General features: G+C 38.5%; 21 protein-coding genes. 15 read left to right on the top strand and 6 right to left on the bottom strand.

The features are described from left to right. The first annotated feature begins 5 nt into the window (after nt 1-5). The 7 genes from WG906_RS01870 (at nt 6) to WG906_RS01840 (ending at nt 8,619) form a co-directional block, all read left to right on the top strand. Nucleotides 6-599, top strand: coding sequence for a 4Fe-4S binding protein (locus tag WG906_RS01870; protein ID WP_339990817.1), 594 nt, complete (start codon nt 6-8; stop codon nt 597-599). Then, on the top strand, nt 596-1,135 hold the full coding sequence (locus WG906_RS01865; RefSeq protein WP_339990816.1) for an NADH-quinone oxidoreductase subunit J family protein: 540 nt from the start codon (nt 596-598) through the stop codon (nt 1,133-1,135). Before WG906_RS01870 ends, WG906_RS01865 begins: the two co-directional genes overlap by 4 nt. Continuing rightward, nucleotides 1,132-1,437: an NADH-quinone oxidoreductase subunit NuoK gene (gene nuoK, locus WG906_RS01860; RefSeq protein ID WP_339990815.1), complete on the top strand. Its 306-nt coding sequence runs from the start codon at nt 1,132-1,134 to the stop codon at nt 1,435-1,437. Before WG906_RS01865 ends, nuoK begins: the two co-directional genes overlap by 4 nt. A gap of 1 nt (nt 1,438) precedes the next feature. Next, on the top strand, nt 1,439-3,496 hold the full coding sequence (nuoL, locus tag WG906_RS01855; RefSeq protein ID WP_339990814.1) for an NADH-quinone oxidoreductase subunit L: 2,058 nt from the start codon (nt 1,439-1,441) through the stop codon (nt 3,494-3,496). Further along, on the top strand, nt 3,493-5,094 hold the full coding sequence (locus WG906_RS01850; protein WP_339990813.1) for a complex I subunit 4 family protein: 1,602 nt from the start codon (nt 3,493-3,495) through the stop codon (nt 5,092-5,094). Before nuoL ends, WG906_RS01850 begins: the two co-directional genes overlap by 4 nt. Further along, nucleotides 5,094-6,593, top strand: coding sequence for an NADH-quinone oxidoreductase subunit N (locus tag WG906_RS01845; RefSeq protein ID WP_339990812.1), 1,500 nt, complete (start codon nt 5,094-5,096; stop codon nt 6,591-6,593). The genes WG906_RS01850 and WG906_RS01845 overlap by 1 nt, the downstream gene beginning before the upstream one ends. Nucleotides 6,594-6,714: 121 nt before the next feature. Beyond that, on the top strand, nt 6,715-8,619 hold the full coding sequence (locus WG906_RS01840; protein WP_339990811.1) for an amidophosphoribosyltransferase: 1,905 nt from the start codon (nt 6,715-6,717) through the stop codon (nt 8,617-8,619). A gap of 90 nt (nt 8,620-8,709) precedes the next feature. On the opposite strand, the gene WG906_RS01835 is transcribed toward WG906_RS01840, so the two are convergent. Next, a complete protein-coding gene (locus WG906_RS01835; protein WP_339990810.1) occupies nt 8,710-9,339 on the bottom strand; it encodes a LysE family translocator in 630 nt (209 codons plus the stop codon). A gap of 210 nt (nt 9,340-9,549) precedes the next feature. On the opposite strand from WG906_RS01835, the gene WG906_RS01830 reads away from it, so the two are divergent. Continuing rightward, nucleotides 9,550-10,842: a sugar MFS transporter gene (locus WG906_RS01830; protein WP_339990809.1), complete on the top strand. Its 1,293-nt coding sequence runs from the start codon at nt 9,550-9,552 to the stop codon at nt 10,840-10,842. A gap of 4 nt (nt 10,843-10,846) precedes the next feature. Beyond that, complete coding sequence (locus tag WG906_RS01825; protein WP_339990808.1) at nt 10,847-11,305, top strand: deoxycytidylate deaminase; 459 nt, start codon at nt 10,847-10,849, stop codon at nt 11,303-11,305. Between the two features lie 471 nt (nt 11,306-11,776). Here the strand turns inward: WG906_RS01825 and WG906_RS01820 are convergent, their stop codons facing one another. Together WG906_RS01820 and WG906_RS01815 are read right to left on the bottom strand one after the other, a co-directional pair. After that, on the bottom strand, nt 11,777-12,256 hold the full coding sequence (locus WG906_RS01820; protein ID WP_339990807.1) for a CinA family protein: 480 nt from the start codon (nt 12,254-12,256) through the stop codon (nt 11,777-11,779). A 101-nt stretch (nt 12,257-12,357) separates the two neighbouring features. Next, nucleotides 12,358-12,609, bottom strand: a complete 252-nt coding sequence (locus WG906_RS01815) for a hypothetical protein (RefSeq protein ID WP_339990806.1) — start codon at nt 12,607-12,609, stop codon at nt 12,358-12,360. Between the two features lie 28 nt (nt 12,610-12,637). On the opposite strand from WG906_RS01815, the gene WG906_RS01810 reads away from it, so the two are divergent. The 3 genes from WG906_RS01810 (at nt 12,638) to WG906_RS01800 (ending at nt 16,546) form a co-directional block, all read left to right on the top strand. After that, complete coding sequence (locus tag WG906_RS01810) at nt 12,638-14,071, top strand: M16 family metallopeptidase (RefSeq protein WP_339990805.1); 1,434 nt, start codon at nt 12,638-12,640, stop codon at nt 14,069-14,071. A gap of 17 nt (nt 14,072-14,088) precedes the next feature. Beyond that, entirely contained in the window at nt 14,089-15,390 is a 1,302-nt protein-coding gene (locus tag WG906_RS01805) for a M16 family metallopeptidase (RefSeq protein WP_339990804.1), read from the top strand. A 220-nt stretch (nt 15,391-15,610) separates the two neighbouring features. Next, nucleotides 15,611-16,546, top strand: coding sequence for a 1-phosphofructokinase family hexose kinase (locus WG906_RS01800; protein WP_339990803.1), 936 nt, complete (start codon nt 15,611-15,613; stop codon nt 16,544-16,546). A gap of 7 nt (nt 16,547-16,553) precedes the next feature. Here WG906_RS01800 and WG906_RS01795 read toward each other — a convergent pair whose 3' ends face one another. Together WG906_RS01795 and WG906_RS01790 are read right to left on the bottom strand one after the other, a co-directional pair. Next, nucleotides 16,554-17,486, bottom strand: a complete 933-nt coding sequence (locus WG906_RS01795; RefSeq protein ID WP_339990802.1) for an alpha/beta hydrolase — start codon at nt 17,484-17,486, stop codon at nt 16,554-16,556. Between the two features lie 31 nt (nt 17,487-17,517). Further along, nucleotides 17,518-18,735, bottom strand: a complete 1,218-nt coding sequence (locus WG906_RS01790; RefSeq protein WP_339990801.1) for a family 1 glycosylhydrolase — start codon at nt 18,733-18,735, stop codon at nt 17,518-17,520. 366 nt (nt 18,736-19,101) lie between these two features. On the opposite strand from WG906_RS01790, the gene WG906_RS01785 reads away from it, so the two are divergent. The 3 genes from WG906_RS01785 to WG906_RS01775 all read left to right on the top strand — a co-directional run bounded on the left by WG906_RS01785 (nt 19,102) and on the right by WG906_RS01775 (nt 21,569). Further along, nucleotides 19,102-19,605: a hypothetical protein gene (locus WG906_RS01785; RefSeq protein ID WP_339990800.1), complete on the top strand. Its 504-nt coding sequence runs from the start codon at nt 19,102-19,104 to the stop codon at nt 19,603-19,605. A gap of 62 nt (nt 19,606-19,667) precedes the next feature. Continuing rightward, the gene (locus tag WG906_RS01780; RefSeq protein WP_339990799.1) at nt 19,668-20,483 is read left to right on the top strand and encodes an alpha/beta fold hydrolase; all 816 of its coding nucleotides are present in this window, start codon (nt 19,668-19,670) and stop codon (nt 20,481-20,483) included. A 15-nt stretch (nt 20,484-20,498) separates the two neighbouring features. Continuing rightward, complete coding sequence (locus WG906_RS01775) at nt 20,499-21,569, top strand: DNA topoisomerase IB (protein WP_339990798.1); 1,071 nt, start codon at nt 20,499-20,501, stop codon at nt 21,567-21,569. Here the strand turns inward: WG906_RS01775 and WG906_RS01770 are convergent. Beyond that, the gene (locus WG906_RS01770; protein WP_339990797.1) at nt 21,556-22,308 is read right to left on the bottom strand and encodes a sulfite exporter TauE/SafE family protein; all 753 of its coding nucleotides are present in this window, start codon (nt 22,306-22,308) and stop codon (nt 21,556-21,558) included. The genes WG906_RS01775 and WG906_RS01770 overlap by 14 nt on opposite strands. Between the last annotated feature and the right edge of the window lie 10 nt (nt 22,309-22,318).

The following is a 22,318-nucleotide window of genomic DNA, read 5'->3' as shown; positions in this document are numbered from 1 at the left end:
TTAAATTGATACTTAAAACTACCATATCTGCAATAAAAACTACTTGGATAGGATTAGCCCTAACCCTCCGGCATTTATTTGCTATCGGTAAAAAGAGAAAATCTATAAATATAAAGGATGATAATTATTTCGAGCAACAAACAGGGGCAGTAACTGTACAGTACCCGCGCGATAAAATGCCGGTTCCTGAAGTCGGAAGGTATCAGCTGGATGTAGTAATTGATGATTGTATTGTTTGTGATCTATGCGCCAAGATATGTCCCGTAGATTGTATCGAGATTGAAAGCATTAAATCGACAGGCCCGATCGGACAGACTTCTGACGGAACAACCAAGCGATTATATGCTGCAAAGTTTGATATTGATATGGGCAAGTGTATGTTTTGCGGTCTATGCACAGTAGTTTGCCCTACAGAATGCATTACGATGACCGATCAATACGACAGACCCTTAACACATATCTCTCAACTAACGTATCAGTTCTCTGATATGTCTCCGCAAGAAGCGGAAGACAAACGTGTGGAACTTGCTAAGCAATTGGCAGAACGTCAGGCAGCGAAGGAGGCAGCATTAAAAGCTGCGCAGAAAAAAGACGAATGAACATAGAACAGCTATTATTTTATGTTTTAAGTGCAATTGCATTACTGTCGGCATTCCTGGTAGTAAGCCTGAGAAGTTTTGTGCGGTCTATTTTTCTGTTTTTTTTAACACTGTTCACCATGGCAGGATTATTCGTGTTTGCTCTGGCAGATTTCGTTGCCATTACCCAGCTCGTTATTTATGTTGGAGGGGTACTGGTGTTAATGATTTTTGCTTTTCTGTTATCGAACAGAGAGCTTTTAAATAATCCGGAAGCTAAATTGAAAACAGGATTCGTGCATTACCTTCCCGGTATATTCGTTTCTGTCGTGTTTTTTGGAATTCTAATGCTTGTGTTTTCTAATATTAACCCTGATGAACTGAAATGGGTGAAAGAGGCTGGGGAGAATACGTTAAAACCTACCGATAATACGATTCATTATTTAGGTATAAATATTATGACCCGGTACCTGTTGCCCTTCGAAGTGATTTCGGTATTGCTTTTAATGGCTTTAATAGGCGCTGCGCATTTGGCAAGAAAGGAGAGGGATATATGATTCCTTTGTCACATTTTATGATAGTGAGTGCAGTATTGTTTTGCATTGGATTGTATGCAGTATTAGCCAAGAGAAATGCAATTTTGATGTTAATCGGAATTGAATTTATGTTGAATGCGGCAATATTGAATTTTGTGGCTTTCAGCAAATACGATAAAATGGCATCGACAGGGCAGGTATTTGCACTGTTTGTAATAGTGCTTGCTGCCGCAGCAGTCGCGGTTGCACTTGCAATCATTTTAAATGTTTATAAATATTACAGAACCATAGATCCAACAAAAATAGATCAATTAAGAGATTAATTTGGACACATTAACTGACGGGAATTTAAGTTTATTAGCAGTTAGCATCGCAGTGTTGCCTTTGCTGTCATTTTTAGGAATTTTATTGATTCCCGGGAAGAGAGACAGAGGAGCTATGATTTCCATTTTCGCGATTTCCTTGAGCTTTGTGTTGTCTGTTTTTCTTTTTATCCAGGTTTGGAACAACGATGTTATTCATCAGCAGGTAACATGGTTTACGATTGGTGGTACCGTTTTCAGCGTAGGTATACTTCTCAATAATCTTTCTGTATTGATGCTTTTGCTGGTTACTGCGATTGCATTGCTGGTACATATCTATTCAACAAAGTATATGCATGGCGATGCTTACCTGTATCGGTACTGGGCCTATCTAAGCTTATTCTGTTTCTCCATGCTCGGCCTGGTGATAGCAGATAATCTGCTTATTCTCTATATGTTCTGGGAGCTTGTTGGCTTTTCTTCTTACCTGCTTATTGGTTTCTGGTTTACTAAAGATTCTGCTTCTCAAGCAAGCAAAAAAGCTTTTATTATGAACCGTTTGGGAGATCTGGGTTTCCTTACAGGTATAATGATCGTTTTCGCTCAGTTCCGGACTTTAGATATCAATCTTCTTTTCAGTCAGGGAGGCATGGTACTTCACTCTGTAATTGAAAATGGATTATGGATTAATGGTGGCAATAATATGCCCGCTATTTGGCTGACAATAGCCGGCTTAGCCTTCTTTTTTGGGGCAACAGCAAAATCGGCTCAGTTTCCACTGCATACCTGGTTACCCGATGCCATGGAAGGGCCAACTTCAGTATCTTCTTTAATTCATGCTGCAACAATGGTCGCTGCCGGGGTTTTCCTTTTAGCCAGAATTTATCCCATTTTTGATTCTACGGTATTGCTGGTGATAGCATCAATAGGTGCATTCACCGCATTTATGGCTGCAACTATTGCTCTCACTCAAAACGACATTAAAAGGATACTTGCGTTCTCGACGATTTCACAGTTGGGTTTTATGATGATTGCTATGGGCGTGGGTGCCTATGCGTCCGGTATATTTCACCTGGTTACACATGCATTTTTTAAATGTCTTTTATTCCTTGCCGCAGGAGCAGTTATTCATGAAATGGCTCACATTAAAGAAAAAAGCGGTTTAGATTTTGACCATCAGAGCATTCAAAATATGGGAGGCTTGCGAAAAAAAATGCCGGTTACTTTCATCACTATGATAATTGCTTCACTGGCTTTAGTGGGTCTTCCGCTTACCTCAGGATATTTATCAAAAGATGCCATCCTGATTCAGTCATTCGAGTGGTCAGACATTCAGAATAATTGGGCAAAACTAATTCCTTATTCGGCTTTGCTTACTTCCTGGCTTACGGCTTTTTATATATCGAGATTGATATTCAAAGTTTTCTTTGGCAATTTACGTATTGAAGAATTGCTACCTGTTAAACTTAATTTACATGAAGCCCCTAATGCCATGAAGTATGTGCTGCTGGTGTTGGCAGTTTTCTGTTTGTTCCCCGCATTTTCTTTGAATCCTCTTAATTACGATGGTTCATGGATAATTGAAGGACTGTCACCAGTTAATGAATTGAAGCCCCTTGATATTTATCATACACTTATCCCGGTCATGGTAAATATTATTGCCTTATTTGTAATATACCTGGCTTATAACTGGTATGCCAGGCGTAAAAATTCTCCGGATTTTACGCAAAATATTCTCTTCCGTATTTCGGATAAACAATGGTATTTCAATGAGATATATCAATGGACCTTTGTTAGCAGCATAATCTCTTTTTCTAAATCATCTTACCGTTTCGATCAATTGGTAATTGACGGAATTGTTAATTCTGCAGGTAAAGCCGGACTGATTTTATCGGGAATTATTCACTGGATCGATACGTATATTGTTGATGCTCTGGTAAATGCCTCAGGATCATCAGCGAAATTTATCGGAAATTTTACCCGGCACTTTCAAACAGGAAGATTACAACATTACCTGCTTTCTATGATTCTGGTAGTACTCACTTTTTTTATAATTAAAATATTCCTTCAGGCGATATGAGTTTGCTTTCTCTCTTAATATTTTTACCACTTTTAGCGGGCTTGCTTATCCTCATGCTTCCTCCATCCTGGCAGGAGAGATATAAGTACATAGCCTTGAGTGCATGCGTAATTCAGGTTATAATAAGTGCTTTCATTTATCTCAACTTTGATGGGTCGGTATTTTCCGGAATCGATACACAAAGTAAATACCAGCTGGTTGAACGTTTACCCTGGATAAATCTAAATCTGGGATCACTTGGATATTTACAAATTGATTACTTCTTAGGAATTGACGGACTGTCGATGCCATTTTTGGTGCTTACCTCAGTGGTTATGCTGATTGCCGTCTTATCGTCATGGGAAATAAAAACAAATTTAAAGGGATATTTTGCGCTATTTATGTTACTGAATACAGCCATAATGGGGGTGTTTTGTGCACTAGATTTCTTTCTGTTTTATGTTTTTTACGAATTAATGCTGCTTCCGCTTTATTTCCTTATCGGAATGTGGGGTGGAGTACGCAGAGAATATGCAGCTATAAAATTCTTTTTATACACGCTTTTTGGTTCTGTGTTTATGCTGCTGGTAATTATCGGCCTGTATTTTTCTGTTACTGATCCGGCTACAGGAAGTCATACTTTCAATATGCTGCACATGATGAATCCGGCAAATTATGCTGAAGGTTCTATTTTTTCGGCGATCGCGAATCAACAGGTATTTGGAATATCGGCAAGGCTATTAGGGTTCATTATTTTGTTTATAGCTTTCGCGATAAAGGTGCCTATCGTTCCCTTACATACCTGGTTGCCCGATGCCCACGTGGAAGCTCCAACTCCTGTTTCGATCATTCTGGCGGGCATTCTGTTAAAGATTGGAGGTTATGGGATCTTAAGAGTTTGCGTGAGCATCTTTCCTGATGCCGCTATAGATTCTGCATGGTGGCTGGGTATAATCGGCGTGGTCTCCATAATTTACGGAGCATTAAATGCTTTGGCTCAAAAAGACCTTAAACGCCTGATTGCTTACTCTTCAGTTTCGCATATGGGTTTTGTGTTGCTTGGCATTGCTTCTGTGACTGCAGAAGGTATCAGTGGTGCAATGCTGCAAATGATAAGTCACGGCTTTTTATCCACGATGCTTTTCTTTTTGGTAGGGGTGATATACAATAGAGTACATAGTCGTGAGATACATGATTTCAGGGGTTTGGCGCTCATTATGCCAAAATATACTGCTTTCATTATGATCGCATTTTTTGCTTCACTGGGCTTACCTGGATTTTCGGCATTTATCGCTGAAGCTTTTAGTTTAATAGGTGCCTTTACTTCAGAAAGTGTAAATGGCTTGCTGCCAAGGTGGATGGCCGTCTGCGGATCTTTAGGAATATTATTAGGTGCTGCCTACTTGCTCTGGACTTTACAACGGATGTTTTTTGGACAAACACGCCTGAGGGGGGGAGAAGATTGGAAGTTGAAGCTTACTGATGTAAATGGAAGGGAGATTTTCGTATTAACAACGTTGACTGTATTTGCACTGGTTTTAGGTATTCTTCCATCACTGGCCTTTGATAAAATGAATGCATCTGTACTGGAGCTTATTCGTTTGGTTAATTTGAAATAATGAACGAGTTTTTACCATATATTTCTCAGTTACTTAATTCTGCAATTTCAGGATTTTCATACCTGCTTCCTGAGCTGGTTCTGGTATTGACTTTTATTCTGGTTATTCTTGCCGATCTGATTTTTCCTGGTAAAAAGTCCTCTGTCGCCTTTTATGTTTGTGTTGCCGGCATACTTTTTTCTATAATTACCGGATTTATTCAAAATTTAGATATCTCCAGGATCGCGCTTTTTAGCAACACTATGATACTGGATGATGTGAGTATATCGTTCAAATCAATTTTTAGCGCTGTTACCATACTTTTTGCATTTTTTATCAGATATAATCAATCTCTTCAAAATCATAAAAAAGGAGTTGGAGATATTTATATGCTATTACCGGCAATATTGATCGGATTAAATTTAATGAGCATGTCATCAAGCCTGCTTATGATTTATCTGTCAATTGAAATGGTTTCCATTGCTTCATACCTTCTGGTTGGATATGCTTCCGGCACAAATAAAGAAACCGAAGCGGCCATGAAATACGTTTTATTTGGTTCCATCTGTTCCGCGGTTATGCTATATGGAATGTCTCTTTTGTATGCTTTTACAGGTAGCATTAATATAGGTGACACTTCATTTTTAACAGGGCTGCAATTGATTTCTAATCCTGCTGTCACTCTTGCCTTGATTTTGGTTTTGGTTGGTATCGGGTTTAAACTGTCGTTTGTACCGCTGCATTTTTGGAGCCCTGATGTATACGAAGGAGCACCAACACCTGTAACCGCCTTTATCTCTACAGCACCTAAGATAGCTGGCTTTGCGATACTGATTCGATTTATAGAACCATTTCATATATTCGAGCAGAATTCACCTGCGAACACTTTGTTTGATTTTAAAACAATATTGTCTGTTGTGGCACTGGTGACTATGATAGTAGGTAATTTTAGCGCTATCTGGCAAAATAACGTTAAGAGAATGCTTGCCTACTCGTCTATCGGGCATACAGGCTTTGCTCTGATAGCGATAGTTGCATTCGATGGGTCTGGCTTTAAAAGCCTGATCTTTTACTTCGCTATTTATGCCATTATGAATATGACAGCTTTTATGCTGGCAGATAAGATTGAAAGTCAAACCGGAATAACAGATATCACGGGTTATAAAGGCTTGGGAAAGCTTTTGAAAACAGAATTTGTATGTTTTGTAGTTGTACTGATCTCTTTAACAGGTTTGCCTCCAACAGCAGGCTTTGTGGCAAAATTATTTGTGTTTTCTTTAGGTTTTGAATACTATTCAGCTTCAGGTTCGGAGTGGATGTTAGGTTTATTGATTACCGGAGCTTTAACTACTGTAATCTCATTGTTTTATTATTTAAAAATTCCGCTATATGCATTTCTGAAAGATTCTGAAGAGGAAGTGCGAATAGTTCCGAAAATGGATTCGCTTTCCTATTTAATCCTTTTATTAAGTGTGTTATTGGTATTGTTTGGGATATTCCCTGATATACTCACAATTTAATGTCGGGATATAGTAAAAATTATAGCTTTAGATTCCGCGAATGTATTTTGTGGATATTTTCCGTTAAGCTTTTAGTGCTTTCTAAAATTAATACCTTAATTTTGCATACTCGTTAACAATTATGAGTGAATCCATAAAACATGAGTGCGGTATTGCACTTATCCGTCTCTTAAAGCCCCTTTCTTTTTATCAGAAAAAATATGGCACATCTTTGTATGGTCTGAATAAACTGTATCTCCTTATGGAGAAGCAGCATAACAGGGGTCAGGATGGGGCAGGTATTGCTACAATAAAATTAGATGTCGCTCCGGGTAACCGATATATTAGTCGTTACAGAGCAATGGGCTCGAGTGCAGTATCTGAAGTTTTTGAACATGTTCAAAAGAAATTTGCTGATGTTCAGATCAATTCTCCTGAATTGTTTAAAGATGCGGAATGGTTAAAAGAAAATATAAGTTTTACCGGAGAAGTTCTCATGGGACACCTGAGATATGGAACTCACGGTAAAAACAGTATCGAAAATTGCCACCCTTTTCTTCGTCAGAATAACTGGATGAGCCGTAATCTGGTCATAGCCGGTAATTTCAACATGACAAACGTTGACGAACTGCTGGAACAATTATACGAGCTGGGACAACATCCCAAAGAACGGGCAGACACGGTTACTGTACTTGAAAAGATCGGTCACTTCCTTGATGCTGAAAACCAGGAGTTATTTGATTCATATAAAAGAGACGGCCACTCCAATGCTACAATAAGCCAGCTGATTGCTGATAATATAGATGTTGCGAAAATTCTTCGCCGCTCTGCAAAAACATGGGATGGTGGTTATACGATTGAAGGTATGCTTGGACATGGAGATGCATTCGTAATGCGCGATCCATCGGGTATCCGACCGGCCTATTATTATATTGATGATGAGGTCGTTGTCGTGACATCAGAGCGGCCCGCTATCCAAACAGCTTTTAATGTCCCTATAGATTCGATTAAAGAAATAAAACCAGGGCATGCTCTTATCATTAAAAAGAATGGTGATATCTCTGAAGAACAATTCCGCGAGCCGGGTGAGCAAAAATCATGTTCGTTCGAGCGGATTTATTTTTCAAGAGGCAGCGATGCTGATATTTACAGTGAGCGGAAGCAGTTGGGCAGGTTATTATGCCCCCAGATTTTAAAGGCTGTGAATAATGATTTAAAGAATACTGTTGTTTCATTTATACCGAATACGGCTGAAGTCGCATTTTATGGTATGGTTGACGGTTTATACAAGTACGTAAACCAGCTTCAAAAAGAAACGCTTCTAAAACGGAGCGATAAGATCTCTGATGAAGAACTGGAAGAAATGCTCAATATGGCTCCCAGGGTTGAAAAGATTGCGATCAAGGATGCCAAGCTTCGAACATTTATAACTCAGGATGCTGACAGACAGGATATGGTATCGCATATTTATGATACTACCTATGGTCTTATAAGAAGAGGTAAAGATTCATTGGTTGTTATCGACGACTCTATTGTGCGCGGAACAACTCTTAAACAAAGTATTTTAAGAATACTTGATAGGCTAGGCCCGGTAAAAATTGTAGTAGTTTCTTCTGCACCGCAAATCCGCTATCCTGACTGTTATGGTATCGATATGTCGAGAATGGGAGAGTTTGTGGCTTTTGAGGCAGCGATATCCCTCTTAAAAGAAACAGACAGAGAGCATCTGATCTGGGATACTTACGAAAAATGTAAGGCTTCTGTAACTTTGGATAAAGAAGAGGTGCCAAATTATGTTAAAGCCATTTACGAGCCTTTTTCAGATGAAGAGATTTCTGCCAGGATAGCCAAAATTATTTCCCCTAAAGATATAAAAGCAGAAGTTCAGGTAATATACCAAACGCTCGATAATCTTCATAAAGCTTGCCCTAATCACTTAGGCGACTGGTATTTCTCAGGAAATTACCCTACACCAGGCGGAAATAAGGTTGTTAACAGAGCCTATATGAACTGGGTTGAAGGAAAGAATCAAAGAGCCTACGTATAAGTTGATGAATGAGAGAAGTGCAGGATGAATGAATCCCCACCTTCTCTCATTCATTCATTCATTTCTTTCATTCTCTCATTCCCTCATTCATCACATAATAGAATTAGTAAACACTAAGTTATAAATCAGCTTAATCGCAAAAATTATTATTAATGCCCCCGCGGTCCGGTTAAGCATAACCATGGTATTTTCTTTTATCTTGTAACGTAATTTATTGGAATAGTAAGCTTTTACAGTATCCATGCTGAATTGAGTAACAAGAATAGATCCGAAAAAAGGCAGGATTTCGCGGGTATCAAGCTGGCCGTGCATAGAAATGAATCCGCTGGTTACACTTACCCAGTATAAAAACATCGACGGATTAAAAATACACATCAGAAAGCCTTTAATAAAATAGCCTGTGTTACGTTTTTTACAGTTTATGTTCTCATGATTGATCTTAACTTTCTTAAAGAAATAATAAAGGCCAATACCCAGAAGAATTACGCTTCCAGCTATTCCAATAGGTACTTTATAGCTGTTTTCTACCTGAATGAATGAGGAACCATAAATAGTAAGAATAATATAGATAAGGTCGCTTAATACTACCCCCGCTGCCAGCCACATTCCTGCGTGAAAGCCTTTTTCGATACTGGTTTTAATAAGGGCAAAAAAGACCGGCCCGGTAACAAATGAGAGCACGATGCCTAAGCCTATTCCTGATATAATTAGTTCAAGCATGAATATACTCTTTTCAGAATCTTGCGAAGATGCAAATTAAAAGGAAAATTTTGTTTCTTCATAAAACACTTTATCATATTTATTAAAACACCGATTTTATAATATAAGTATAAACATCCAAAAATGTTCATAAGAATTACTTTATTGCAGATGTTAAGGCTTTCCTCTATCTTGGAGATTTTAAGATTTAAATATAAATGAATCAAAAATATGGATAACAAATCTGTAAATTCCTCTAAGCCAATAGTTATAATTGGAGTACTATTTTTTATTTTTGGGTTTGTTACCTGGTTGAACGGGACGCTTATACCATTTTTAAAGCTTGCATGCAATCTTGAAACCGATACACAGGCTTTTTTTGTGACATTCGCGTTTTATATGGCTTATTTTTTCCTTGCTATTCCATCATCATGGATATTGAAAAAGACAGGTATGAAAAATGGGATGGCGCTAGGTTTAATTGTGATGGCAGTAGGAGCTATTGTTTTTGTCCCTGCCGCAAATGCAAGAAGTTTTGCCCTTTTCTTAACTGGTTTGTTTGTTCAGGGAGCAGGTTTATCCATATTACAAACAGCATCAAATCCTTATATTAGTATTGTTGGTCCGATTGAAAGTGCTGCCCAGCGAATCAGTATTATGGGTATTTGTAATAAGGTTGCAGGTATTCTTAGCCCTTTGATTCTTGGTGCAATTGTACTAAAAGACGCATCTGCATTGGAAAGTAAAATAGCTTCTACTACAGATGCCTTGAGTAAAAGTGCATTACTTGATGAACTGGCCGGCCGTGTGGTAACTCCTTATATAATTATTGCAATATCGTTAATGGTTTTAGCATTTTGGATTAGCAGATCCTCCTTGCCTGATATTGACGCATCAACAGCAAATGCTCAGCCTGAAGGAAAGTCTCTGGCAGCCGGAAAGTCAAGTGCACTTCAATTCCCCCATCTTATGCTGGGTGTATTATGCTTGTTTTTATATGTTGGGGTAGAAGTAATGGCAGGAGACGCTATTGGAATATATGGTAAGAGTTTTGGTATACCATTGGATGAAACCAAATATTATACATCGTTCACGCTAATTGCAATGTTGGTTGGATATGTGTCCGGCATTATTGCTATCCCCAAATATATAAGTCAGGAAAACAGCTTAAAAATATCGGCCATATTAGGTATTGTTTTTACAATCGGCGCATTGTTAACACACGGATATATTTCCGTTGGTTTTGTTGCAGCCTTAGGCTTAGCCAACGCACTAATGTGGCCGGCGATATTTCCAATGGCAATAAGAGGTCTGGGAAAATTCACAGAAATGGGTTCCGCGTTTTTGATTATGGGCATTGCCGGGGGAGCGATCCTGCCATTAGTTTTCGGGCATTTTAAAGAAGCCTACGATTTTCAATGGGTTTTCTTTTATGTGATGGCACCCTGTTATCTATACATTTTGTATTATTCAATTGCCGGACATAAAGTTGGTGTAATTGGGTCGAAAAAAAATTCTATTTGATTTAATGATTGATAAACCAAGCTTTGATAGTATTTTCATGAATCTTGCTTCCGACCTGGCCAAACGCTCGCATTGCGTGAAGGCTCAGGTTGGTGCTGTTCTTACCAAAGAAACCCGGATTATTTCTATTGGATATAATGGTCCGCCAGCCGGAACTCATAACTGTGACGAAGAATGGCCGGATACGGGCTGCCCTCGGGATGCCAGGGGAAGTTGTTCTCTGGCTCTTCATGCGGAGGAAAACGCTATACTTTATGCAGTTAAAAACGGTGCTGATTTAGAAGGGTCGACCTTGTACATAACCCTTTCTCCATGCCTGCCATGTGCCAGAATAATATTTTCTTCTGGAATTAAGAAAGTGTTTTATAAAGATTCTTATGCCGAATATAAAGGTCTTTCTTTTGACGAAGGTGTTGACTTTTTAAACAGGTTTGGAGTAGAAGCTACAAAAGGAAACTTTTAGGAAAAAAGATAGTTCTTTTTAAGACAATGTATATTTTTTTATAGATCGCGTATGTTTTCGCAGACAAATGTTTAGATAGATATTCAGCCGGATCATTCCCGGCATTTTTCTTAAAAGAAAGAATTGGGCTTAAAGTGTGGAATTTCAATTTTTTTTGTAAAAAAAAATCCAAAAATCAGGAAGCAGGTATAAAGCTTAGTTTTAGGAACACTTATTGTAGTATTCTGTATATCTGCAGTTTGAACATAAAAAACTACCTAATAATGCTATGAGAAATTTTGATCCTACCCTAGAAAATTTAATGAAATTAACACCAACTGATTCTATCAGAACAGCTCCTGCTTCATCTTATACCGCTCACAATAGTTGGTTTGAGATAAATAAGACAGACAGTTCAAAATCAACAGTAAAAATTAAAGGAGCAAAATTGTAAAATTTTGCTCCTTTAATTTTTAACATTTTCCGGCATCTTCAATTTGTAAGTTCTTCCAGTAAAAGACTGGCAACCGCGTCAATAGTCTGAGCAATTATTTCATCCGGGTTTCCTTCAAAAAACACACTTGTTTTCCAGGCCCTGTCTTGCATAATTACATGTATAAACATTGTTCCTACAGGTTTTTCTTCGGTTTCACTTCCACCGGGGGCTGCTAATCCTGTAACCGAAACAATAATATCTGCAGGAATTAATTCTTTGAGGCCTTCCGCTAATAATTGCGTAACCTCAGGAGATTCGGCTGAATATTTATCAATAATCTGGGGCGGAACTTTTAAAAGGTCTTCCTTAACACTACGGTCATAGCACACAATGCTGCCTTTTACAATCTTTCCGCAATCCGGTACCGAGGTGAAATCATAAATTAGTCTTCCGGTACTTGCACTTTCTACAAAAGCAATAGTCAGGTCCTGAGATAAGATTGTATGGCAACAAGCAATAACTGATTTAGCAAGCATAAACAAATTTTTTATTTCCTAACACACCCCGGGCACTAATAGTTTTATCATGGTATAAATCTTTAAATTTATCCAGTGCTTTCGGATTGACCGTCAGATCTTTATATAGATCTTCCTTTTAACTCCCAATGATCTTTAAAAATATTTCCGTTTTTATCCCGTTTTAAGGTTCTTACATATCGTTCACCCTTAATTGTGCCGTCATCAGTTCTTTTCCCTATGAATAATAATACTGGATTACCTTCATTGTCGGTTTTAATTGAAATGTCTTTACGTTTAAAGGTGCTGTTTATCAGACTTGATTTTTCATAATTCATACTAAGTATTTTTAACAAATCTTCACTAAGTTTCATGATGCTATTTATTAATATAAAATCCAAAATGGAGAAGATGTTTTTTGATTTTTCTGATATATTTACTTCCAAGCAATACCGATATATGATAAAAAATATTTTATATGTTTTAATTACCTGCTTTCTGATCGGAACCACGCAGGCCCAGACTACGGCGCCGAAAGTTAAACTGCCCGCTAACATGTTTTTCAAGAAGCTTTCCAATGGTTTGGATGTGCTCGTGCTTGAAGACAACAGCGTGCCATTGGCAACGATTGAAATTGCTGTAAAGAACGGATCATATACCGAATCTCCTCAATATAATGGTCTGAGCCATTTGTACGAGCATATGTTTTTTAAGGCAAATAAAGACTATCCCAGTCAGGAAGATTTTCTTAACAGGGTGAGTGAATTGGGGATAAGCTTTAACGGTACTACCTCTCAGGAGCTGGTGAATTATTACTTTACCTTACCTAAATTTAATCTTCAGCATGGACTAGAATTCATGAATTCGGCTATCAGGTATCCAAAATTTGATGCCGAGGAAATGCATAAAGAAAATGTAGTAGTTGATGGCGAGTTTCAGCGAAATGAGTCAAATCCGTATTTTGCCCTGTTTGATGAAATGAATAAAAAATTGTGGGGCGATCTTTATAGCAGAAAAAATGTTATCGGTAATCATGATATCATACGTTCTGCAACACCAGCTAAAATGGATACCATTAAAAATAAATATTATTGGCCGGATAATTCTTTATTGACGATAGCTGGCGATGTTAAGCACGAAGATGTTTTTAAACAAACCGAGATGATTTTTAAAGACTGGAAACCTGCAGGTTTTGATCCTGCGAAAAGGTGGTCAGTTCCGGAATTTAAACCATTAACAAAGACGGAACACTTTATTGTCGAATCAGACCTTTCTCGTGTCCCTTTTATTATGATGAACTGGCACGGACCGGATACAAGAAACGATTTGCCGGCTACTTATGCGGCAGACGTATTTTCATTTATCATTAATCAAAACTCTTCAAAGTTTAGTAAGGCTTTAGTTGATGCGGGTTTGGCTTTACAGGTAAACATTGGTTATTTAACTCAAAAACATACCGGGCCTATCAGCGTTTTTGTAGTGCCCAATCCCTCCAAAATAAAAGAATGCGTTGCCGAAGTTAAGCGTCAGATAGCTTTATGGGATACTGATAGTTACCTTACAGATGAACAAATTGAAACAGCTAAGCGCATGCTGGAAATCAGCCAGGTAAAAGATGAAGAAATTACATCCGATTTTGTTCATACCATTTCTTTTTGGTGGGCATCGGCTTCCATAGATTATCTGACAACCTATATAGAAAATCTGAGAAAAGTTAGCCGTGAAGATTTGCAACAATATGTAAGAAAGTACATCAAAAATAAACCCTATGCTGCCGGGATGCTCATCAGTGCTCCGATGAAGGCGGAGTTAAAACCAGAAGAATTCTTTAAATAATTAAGAGAATACATTTTATGAGACAAATTTCATTTAGCATATATTTTTTATTCATCACCCTCGGTGCTTTAGCTCAGTCGAAAGCGACTTCATTTGATGTAGCGGGCATAAAGGTGATATTGAAGCCAACTCAAAAAGAGATCATAAATGTAAGCATGTATTACAGAGGAGGGGTGACTAATTATCCGGCAGATAAAGCTGGTATTGAGCATCTGGCTCTTTCTGCCGCTACAGAATGCGGGACTAAAAAATTCAATAAAGATGCTTTTAAAGACAGAGAGGATGCTTACGGTGTTGAGGTAGGCGGCTCATCAGGCTACGATAACGGAACCATTAGTATGAATTGTATTTCAAGGTTTTTTAACGAAGGCTGGGATCTGTTTTCTGAAGCTGTCGTAAATCCGGTTTTTGAACCGAAAGAACTTGACATGCTGAAGGATAAGATGATTTCCGGACTTAAGCAGTCTGAGTCAGATCCTGATGACAGAATTGAGCATCTTACCATAAAGAATGCTTTCAATGGTACCCCGTATGCTATTGATCCTTCAGGTGAAGAAAGCACTTTAAGTAAACTGAGCGCCGCTGAGGTTAAGGATTATTATTATAATCAATTGCTTAATAAAAAGCGTATGTTCATTGTAGTGGTAGGAAAGATATCTAAAGAAGAGATTATTAAACGTGTAACATCGTCCTTTGCTTCTTTGCCGGTTAAAGCGTATAAACCCGCGCTTTATTCAATGCCGTCTCCTGTTTCCGCAAAGTTAATGCTGGAAGAGAGGGTTCTGGCTACAAATTATATTACTGGAAGTATAAATGCTCCCGCTGTTTCCAGCAGTGATTATTTGCCTTTCCGGCTTGCAATCTCTGCCTTAAGTAACCGCTTATTCAGAGAAATCAGGACGAAACGTAATTTGTCATATGCTCCTTATGCTCACAGCGTAAATCGTTTAATGCCCTATGCTGTGATGTACGTAAGTACTACCGATCCTAAAGCCTCAGTAGAAGTTATGATCGGGGAGCTTAGGGATTTAAGGGACAATGGGTTTTCTGAGGAAGAACTTGCTTCCGGAAAAAGTGGTTTTATAACCAATAACTATATGAAAGAAGAAAGCACCGGAGCAATTGCGTCGAGTTTGGGAAGTGCAGAGATCCTTGGCGACTGGCGCATCGCAGATGAAACAGCAGAACGAATCACTAAAGTGACTTTGTCTGAAATGAATTCAGTGTTAAAGAAATATGTTAATACGATCAGATGGAGTTATCTGGGGGATAAAAAGCTTGCCGATGAGGCTTCGGAGGTATTTAAAACTGCTTTGTAAAGTAGTTGGAAGCTATTCAATTGCTACCGACGTCATCTGGTTTATTCAGGGTCTGAGTCACTAAATCGTAGTTACCCCTGAGACGCTGAAGTGTTAAGTCAGCATCCCGGCCTATTGAAACAACTCTTTGTTATCCGATGAGTCTGAACAAACCTTTATGAAAATGGTTTAATCACGAAGATGATAGAATCAGTCTCAAATCTAACACTTAATCTCATTTATGAAACATGTATTAACCATTACTCTTAATCCTACTGTTGATAAAAGCACCACTATTGATCAGCTTATTCCTGAGAAAAAGCTTAGGTGTGAGCAGCCGAAGTTTGAGCCGGGAGGTGGTGGTATTAATGTTTCGCGTGCTTTGCGCAGGTTGGATATTGATTCTGAAGCCTTATTCCCATCCGGGGGAAGAACAGGCAAATTATTGGAAGACTTATTAGAAAAGGAGAAGATCGCCCGTCATGCTATTCAGGTAACAGCAGAAACCCGTGAGAATTTCATTGTTGTTGCCAGTTCTACAAACCAGCAATTTCGTTTTGGAATGCCAGGTTCAGAAATTCCTGAGACAGAGCAGGAAAACTTATTTAAAGCGTTTGAAAGCATAAATCCGTTTCCGGAGATCATTGTTATCAGTGGAAGCTTACCTCCCGGGATGTCACCTGTATTTCTGAAAAGAATTGTTAAAAAGGCGAAAGAGAAGAATTCAATGATAATTGTGGATACTTCTGAAGAGGCCTTGAAAGAAGTTATGAATGAAGGTGTGTTTTTGGTGAAGCCAAATTTGGGTGAATTAGGCCGTTTAGTAGGAAAAGATGCTCTTGATAATGAATCGGCAGATGAAGCCGCGCAGGAATTAATAAATGAGGGTAAGGCAGAAGTTATCGTTGTTTCTTTAGGCCCTCAGGGAGCCTATCTGATCACCAAAGATATAAAAGAGCATATTCCTGCCCCAACAGTAAAGAAACTAAGTACGGTGGGGGCGGGCGACAGTATGGTTGCGGGAATGGTTTCGGTATTAGCCCGCGGCGGAAATTATTCCGAAATGGTGAGGATGGGCGTAGCATGTGGATCTGCTGCGACCATGAACTCCGGAACTCAGCTCTTTAAAAAAGAGGATGCTTTACGATTGTTTAAATGGTTAAAGAATAAAAGGTAAATGCCTTTTATTCTTTAATCACTGATTTTGGAATAATATTCTCTGCCTTTAGCCAGTTTTCAACACGTTCTGTCCATTTATCAGATGTGGTTCTGTTATTGACTCCGAAACCGTGCCCTCCTTTTGGGTAAATATGCATTTCGGCAGATACCCCGCAATTTAACAGCGACTCATAAAAGCGTAAGCTATTTGCAACCTTTACCGTTTTGTCGTCGCCTGCATGAATAAGTATAGTTGGAGGCGTTTTTTCGGTTACCTGCGTTTCATTCGAATATAGATTGGTAAGCTTGCTTTCCGGAGCAGAGCCAATCAAATTGTCCCGTGATCCCTTGTGCATTAAGTTTTCTGTTAAGCTGATAACCGGGTACATTAATATCATAAAGGAGGGACGCAGATTTACTTTTTCCTTATTATCAATTACGGCTGTAGTAAAATGAGTACCGGCCGTAGAAGCTAAATGTCCGCCTGCAGAAAAGCCAATTACGCCAACTTTAGCAGTATCAACGCCCCATTCCTTTGAGCGCATTCTTACCGTTTTTATCGCCTGCTGAGCGTCCTGTAAAGGACCTATGGTTTTATCAACCATGATTTTATCAGAGGGCAGGCGATATTTCAGGATGAACGCCGCAATTCCCATTTTATTAAATTCCCTGGCCACGTTCGTTCCTTCATGTGTATAAGACACTATGCTATATCCACCACCTGGTATAATTATAACTGCGGCTCCGGTAGCTTTGTCTTTGTTTGGGAGATGGATTTCTAAAGTAGGCTGAGTTACCTTTCCGAATCTTATTTGACCTGCATCATTTACGTTTTTAACTTCCGGTTCAGAGCTTTCAATCGAATTGGGAACTTTTCCCGAATATAGAGGAATGACGGTCTGGGCATTTATGTTCATGGAAATTGCGAACAATGCCGTAAATAAAATTGATTTATACATGGTTATACTTTCACGCAATATACAAAATCAACTATTTGTAATATCCGGATTTAAAAGTTAAAACGTAACTTTCGTGTTCTAATGCGTCTCTCCATTGATGAATGAGGTGTTTATAGGCTTCACCCACAGGCCGGATTTTTCTGTTTAAATCGTACAATCCTAGTGAGTTTACATTGCCGGCATCGTTTCGCAGCGCTGAATCCCAGTCGACCTGATCTGTGAGGCTGTACCAGGTAAAACCATAAATAGGAATCCCATCACGTTTTAAACGACGCACATTTGCCCATTGAGTTTGCAGCCATCGCAAAGCATTGTTTTCAGAAATATTAGTTTCTGTGTGCATTACCGGTAATTTATATCTGCTGAAATATTGATGCGTAATTACATAATATCCGAAAATTTCACCCGCGGCAGATGTGCTTCCATTTTCATGAACCATATGCTCATTAGTAATATAATAATCATTACCCATAATGCAATTACCCTTGATTATATTATTCTCAAACCAGTGGTATTCATGCTTACTCATCCCATTTTCTCGCAGATATTCATACATTCCTACACTTATAGGGTATCCATAACTTAAGTCGAGCGACAAAAAGCGCTTCTGATTAAGAAAGGCAGCTAAAGGATCGCAATCCGGGGTTTCAGGATGAAAATATTCTGATGACTCACTTTGAATAAATGTAGCATTGGGTTGAACTTCTAAAATGGCGTTCATAGCCAGAACATTTGCTTTGCAAAGATTAGTTAATGCCCGTACAAACGATTTGTCATCTGTTTTGCATTCATTCCACCAACCATACTGTGCAGAAAACATAGCAGCTACAAATATTTCATTTACAGGGGTGTACATTTCTACGTATGGGAACCTCATTGCAAAAGCTTTGGCATATTCTGCAAAATGAATCGGAAAATCTTTATTTTGAAAATCGTCCAGCCAGTCGGGTAACCCGAAATGACATAAGTCCACAATAGGAGTTATGCCAACTTCCTTCATATAGTTAAATGTTTCATCAACAAATGTCCAATCGTATTTACCCGGGCCGAGGTGAGTTTTGTGAAGGGGAGCTCCGTATCTTAGAAATTCTATCCCCATTTCTTTTACAAGGTTGAAATCCTCTTTCCAGTACTTGTAATGACCGCACTTTTCCATTTCGTCAACTCGTTTTCTCGAGCCATCGGGAAGCGTAATCATGGGATAACTGTTTTCTATCCCGGTAGCGAACATGAACTTGTTTCTTCTCATTACATCCAATAAATAACCTTACAACAAATTTTCTAACAGCTTGTTGGATTGATTTTTTTCCGCCTAAGAAAGTTTTGGTCTTTTTTGTTAGCTAATGATTTGATTTCTAACAATAAAAAGGAATTTTAAATTTTTGCTTTTCGTATTAATCAGATGTATTATTTAAGGATATTTTATCAGGAAGTTTGAGTAATTAAAATAGTTTAAAGTATTCCGTGTCGTGGAAATTCTGATACAATATGTGGATATCACTACTCTTTCCTCATGATTGTTAATTAAGCATATATAAATAAGGTGCGTTTATTAAGCTAATACTAAAGGCTTTTTCCCAAAAAAAAAGTGGATTGGAATTTGTAATTAAACAATATGATGAGGAAGTGTTTAATCTTATTATTTATCGTGTTTTTTATTACATCTGTTAAGGCGCAGAATTTAAACTGGCATTTAACAGCTCAGGCCGGGGCGGCAAACTATCAGTTCGAGAACTTTCAGGGTGCGGTACTTGCAGGTTTTGAAAATTTCCAGGGACAACAACTATCTGTTGGACCGGTGATGAAAGGATATACAATTAATACCGAATTTAAGAAGGTACTTGGAGGAAGAATTTATTCGCAGGCGAAAGTATATAAAGAAATTAGTATGTATTTGCAATGTGATATTTTTGATGGTATCAGATCGCAATCATTCTCAGCTGTAAAGTCACCAATGCGCTTAGAAACGGGCGCCGGAATAATTTACACTTATAATCAAACAATCGGAGTAAGCGCTGGCTATAGTATAGGAGAACTAAATCCTATAAACGGTGCACGTAAGAACGCTCCTGTGATTAAATTAGTTTACTTATTGCCAATTGGTTACAGAGGCTGGTAAGCCTGAATAGCTTAAAGTTTATGTACTTGTAAACTTTATACTATAAAAATACTTTAGTGTTTATGGAGATTCTCAGCACTAAGGTAAATGCAGTATCTGTAACCTATCTTTCAAAGCAATCGGGCAACTCTGCCGCAACAATAGTTTTTATTCATGGTTTTCCATTTAATAAGACGATATGGAATGAGCAGTTAGACTCTCTTCCAGACGGAATCAGCGCTATAGCCTATGATATACGGGGCTTCGGCGGAAGTTCCTCCGATCATTCGTTTTTTAGTATTGATCTTTTTGCCAACGACCTTATAATGCTTATTGATACTCTGCAATTAGAAAATTGTGTGTTGTGTGGCATTTCAATGGGTGGATATATTGCCCTGAGGGCGATTGAGTTATCGCAAAAGAACGTTAAAGGTTTGATTTTATGCGATACTAATTGTGTTGCCGACAGTAATGAAGGCAAAATGAAACGATTTAACTCCATTGAGCAGATTGTGGCCGGAGGTAAAGGCGATTTTACCGAGGGATTTATAAAGAACGTGTTTACTGAAGAAACATTGATGAATAAGCCGGAAACCGTTCAGTTTTTGAGGGAGGTTATTATGGGTACGAGCGATAAAACAATATGTTCAACCCTGCTGGCTCTGGCTTCGAGAACGGAAACCTGCAATTCTCTCTTAAACATAAATGTTCCGACTTTAATTATCAGAGGCGAAAACGACAAATTAATGTCGGAAGATCAAACTAAACAATTAGCTGAGGGGATTACACAGGCAGAACAGGTAAATATTTCAACTTCCGGGCATTTGCCAAACCTGGAGAATCCCGAAGACTTTAATAAAGCCATAAATACCTTCCTGAACAAACATTTTCTTTCCTGATTGTTTTATTTGAGCATGAGTGATACCGAAATTCTGCTCGAAGAGAATAACCTGATTTATCTTACTGATTCAGCTCCTGGCATCACGCGGGTTGCAAGGCGCGGCACATTTAAGTATTTTAATCAAAAAAGTGAAGAGGTTATCGATGATAAAACTCTGGATCGGATTAAAAAACTGGTACTGCCGCCTGCATGGCAAAATGTTTGGATAGCACCGAAGCAAAATGCACATCTACAGGCTACTGGTATAGATCAGGCTGGCCGTAAACAATACCGTTATCATCACGACTGGGCGAAATCAAGAAATGAAAATAAGTTTTACAGGCTCTTAGAGTTTGGAAAGAAGTTGCCCGAATTCAGGAAAAATCTTAAGAAAGATCTCAGAAGACGTGAGATGGACGAAAGAAAAGTATTGGCTATATCTATTAGTCTGATGGAAAAAACTCTTATCAGGATAGGAAGTGAGTCATATAAACACTTATACGGTTCATATGGCTTAAGTACGCTCAGAGATAAGCACATTAAAATTGACGGGGGGGCGATGAAGCTTTCTTTTAAAGGCAAAAAAGGTGTGCAGCATGAAATTGATTTAAACGATCGGACACTTGCTAAATTGGTTAAAAAATGTCGCGACATCCCGGGACAGGAACTTTTTCAATATTATACTACGGGAGGGGATAAGAAGTCAATTGACTCGGGTATGATTAACCGATATATAAAAGAAATTGCCTGTTGCGATTTTACAGCCAAAGATTTTAGAACATGGTTTGGAACTTTGGAAGCTTTAAGAATTTATTCAGAATACGAATTTACAGATTTGGAATCCAAAAGAAAAAAAGTAACGGTAGCAATGCTTGATAAAGTTTCTTCAAAACTTGGAAATACACGGACTGTTTGTAAAAAATATTATGTATTCCCTCCGCTGATTGCATCCTATGAAAACGGAACGCTTTATCCTTATTTAAAAAAAGTGAAAAGGGTTCTCCCCACAACAGTAAATACAGGGTTAACCGCCGATGAAAAAGTATTACTGACTTATTTGAAAAATGAGCGGAAAAAGAAAGTTCAGGAAGCTATAGCAGCATGAAGAATGCCGCAACAATAGTCATAACAATAATAAACCAGCGGTAGTGTTCTTCAGGAATTCTCTTAATGATAAAAATCCCGGTAAGGGCTCCCAGGAGAATAAGAGGTAATGTGACAATAGAAAGCAAGACTGTATTAAATGTAATGGTATGCCAGCTGAACACATGAAAAGGGACCTTTGCCCAGTTAATTACCAGAAAAAACCAGGCTGTAGTTCCAATGTAAACATTCTTTGGTAATCGTGCAGCAAGCAGGTATACAGCCATTACACTGCCGGCTAAATTGCCTACCATCGATGTGAATCCTCCGGCTATACCGGTGGAGACTGAAAACCATCCGGTTTTCGGAATATCATCTTTGTCGCTTTTCTTAAGCCAGATCATTAATGGAATGCTGATGAAGATTGTGGCCGCCATTATTATTTTAAATACTTTATCATCAATATAGGCTCCCACAAGCGTTCCTGTAATAATTCCTATAGCAGCCCAGGGAAATAAGAGTTTTAGGTGTTTCCAGGAAGCATGCCGGTGATAATACCAAACAGCAAATACATCGGCAATAATTAGCATAGGAAGAATAATTCCGCTGGAATTGTGGCCGCCAAAAACTAATGCAAGCAGGGGCGCCGAAAGCATACCTGCTCCCTGAATACCAGTTTTCGACATCCCCGTAAGGAGAGCCACCAAACCAATCATTAAGCAATCTGAAAGGCTTAAAGTATAAGAGAAAAGTTCAGTCAAGGTGCGGCGA

The organism is Pedobacter superstes, from assembly GCF_037622515.1.
GTDB lineage: Bacteria > Bacteroidota > Bacteroidia > Sphingobacteriales > Sphingobacteriaceae > Paradesertivirga > Paradesertivirga superstes.
This window is presented reverse-complemented; position numbering and strand designations above follow the sequence as displayed.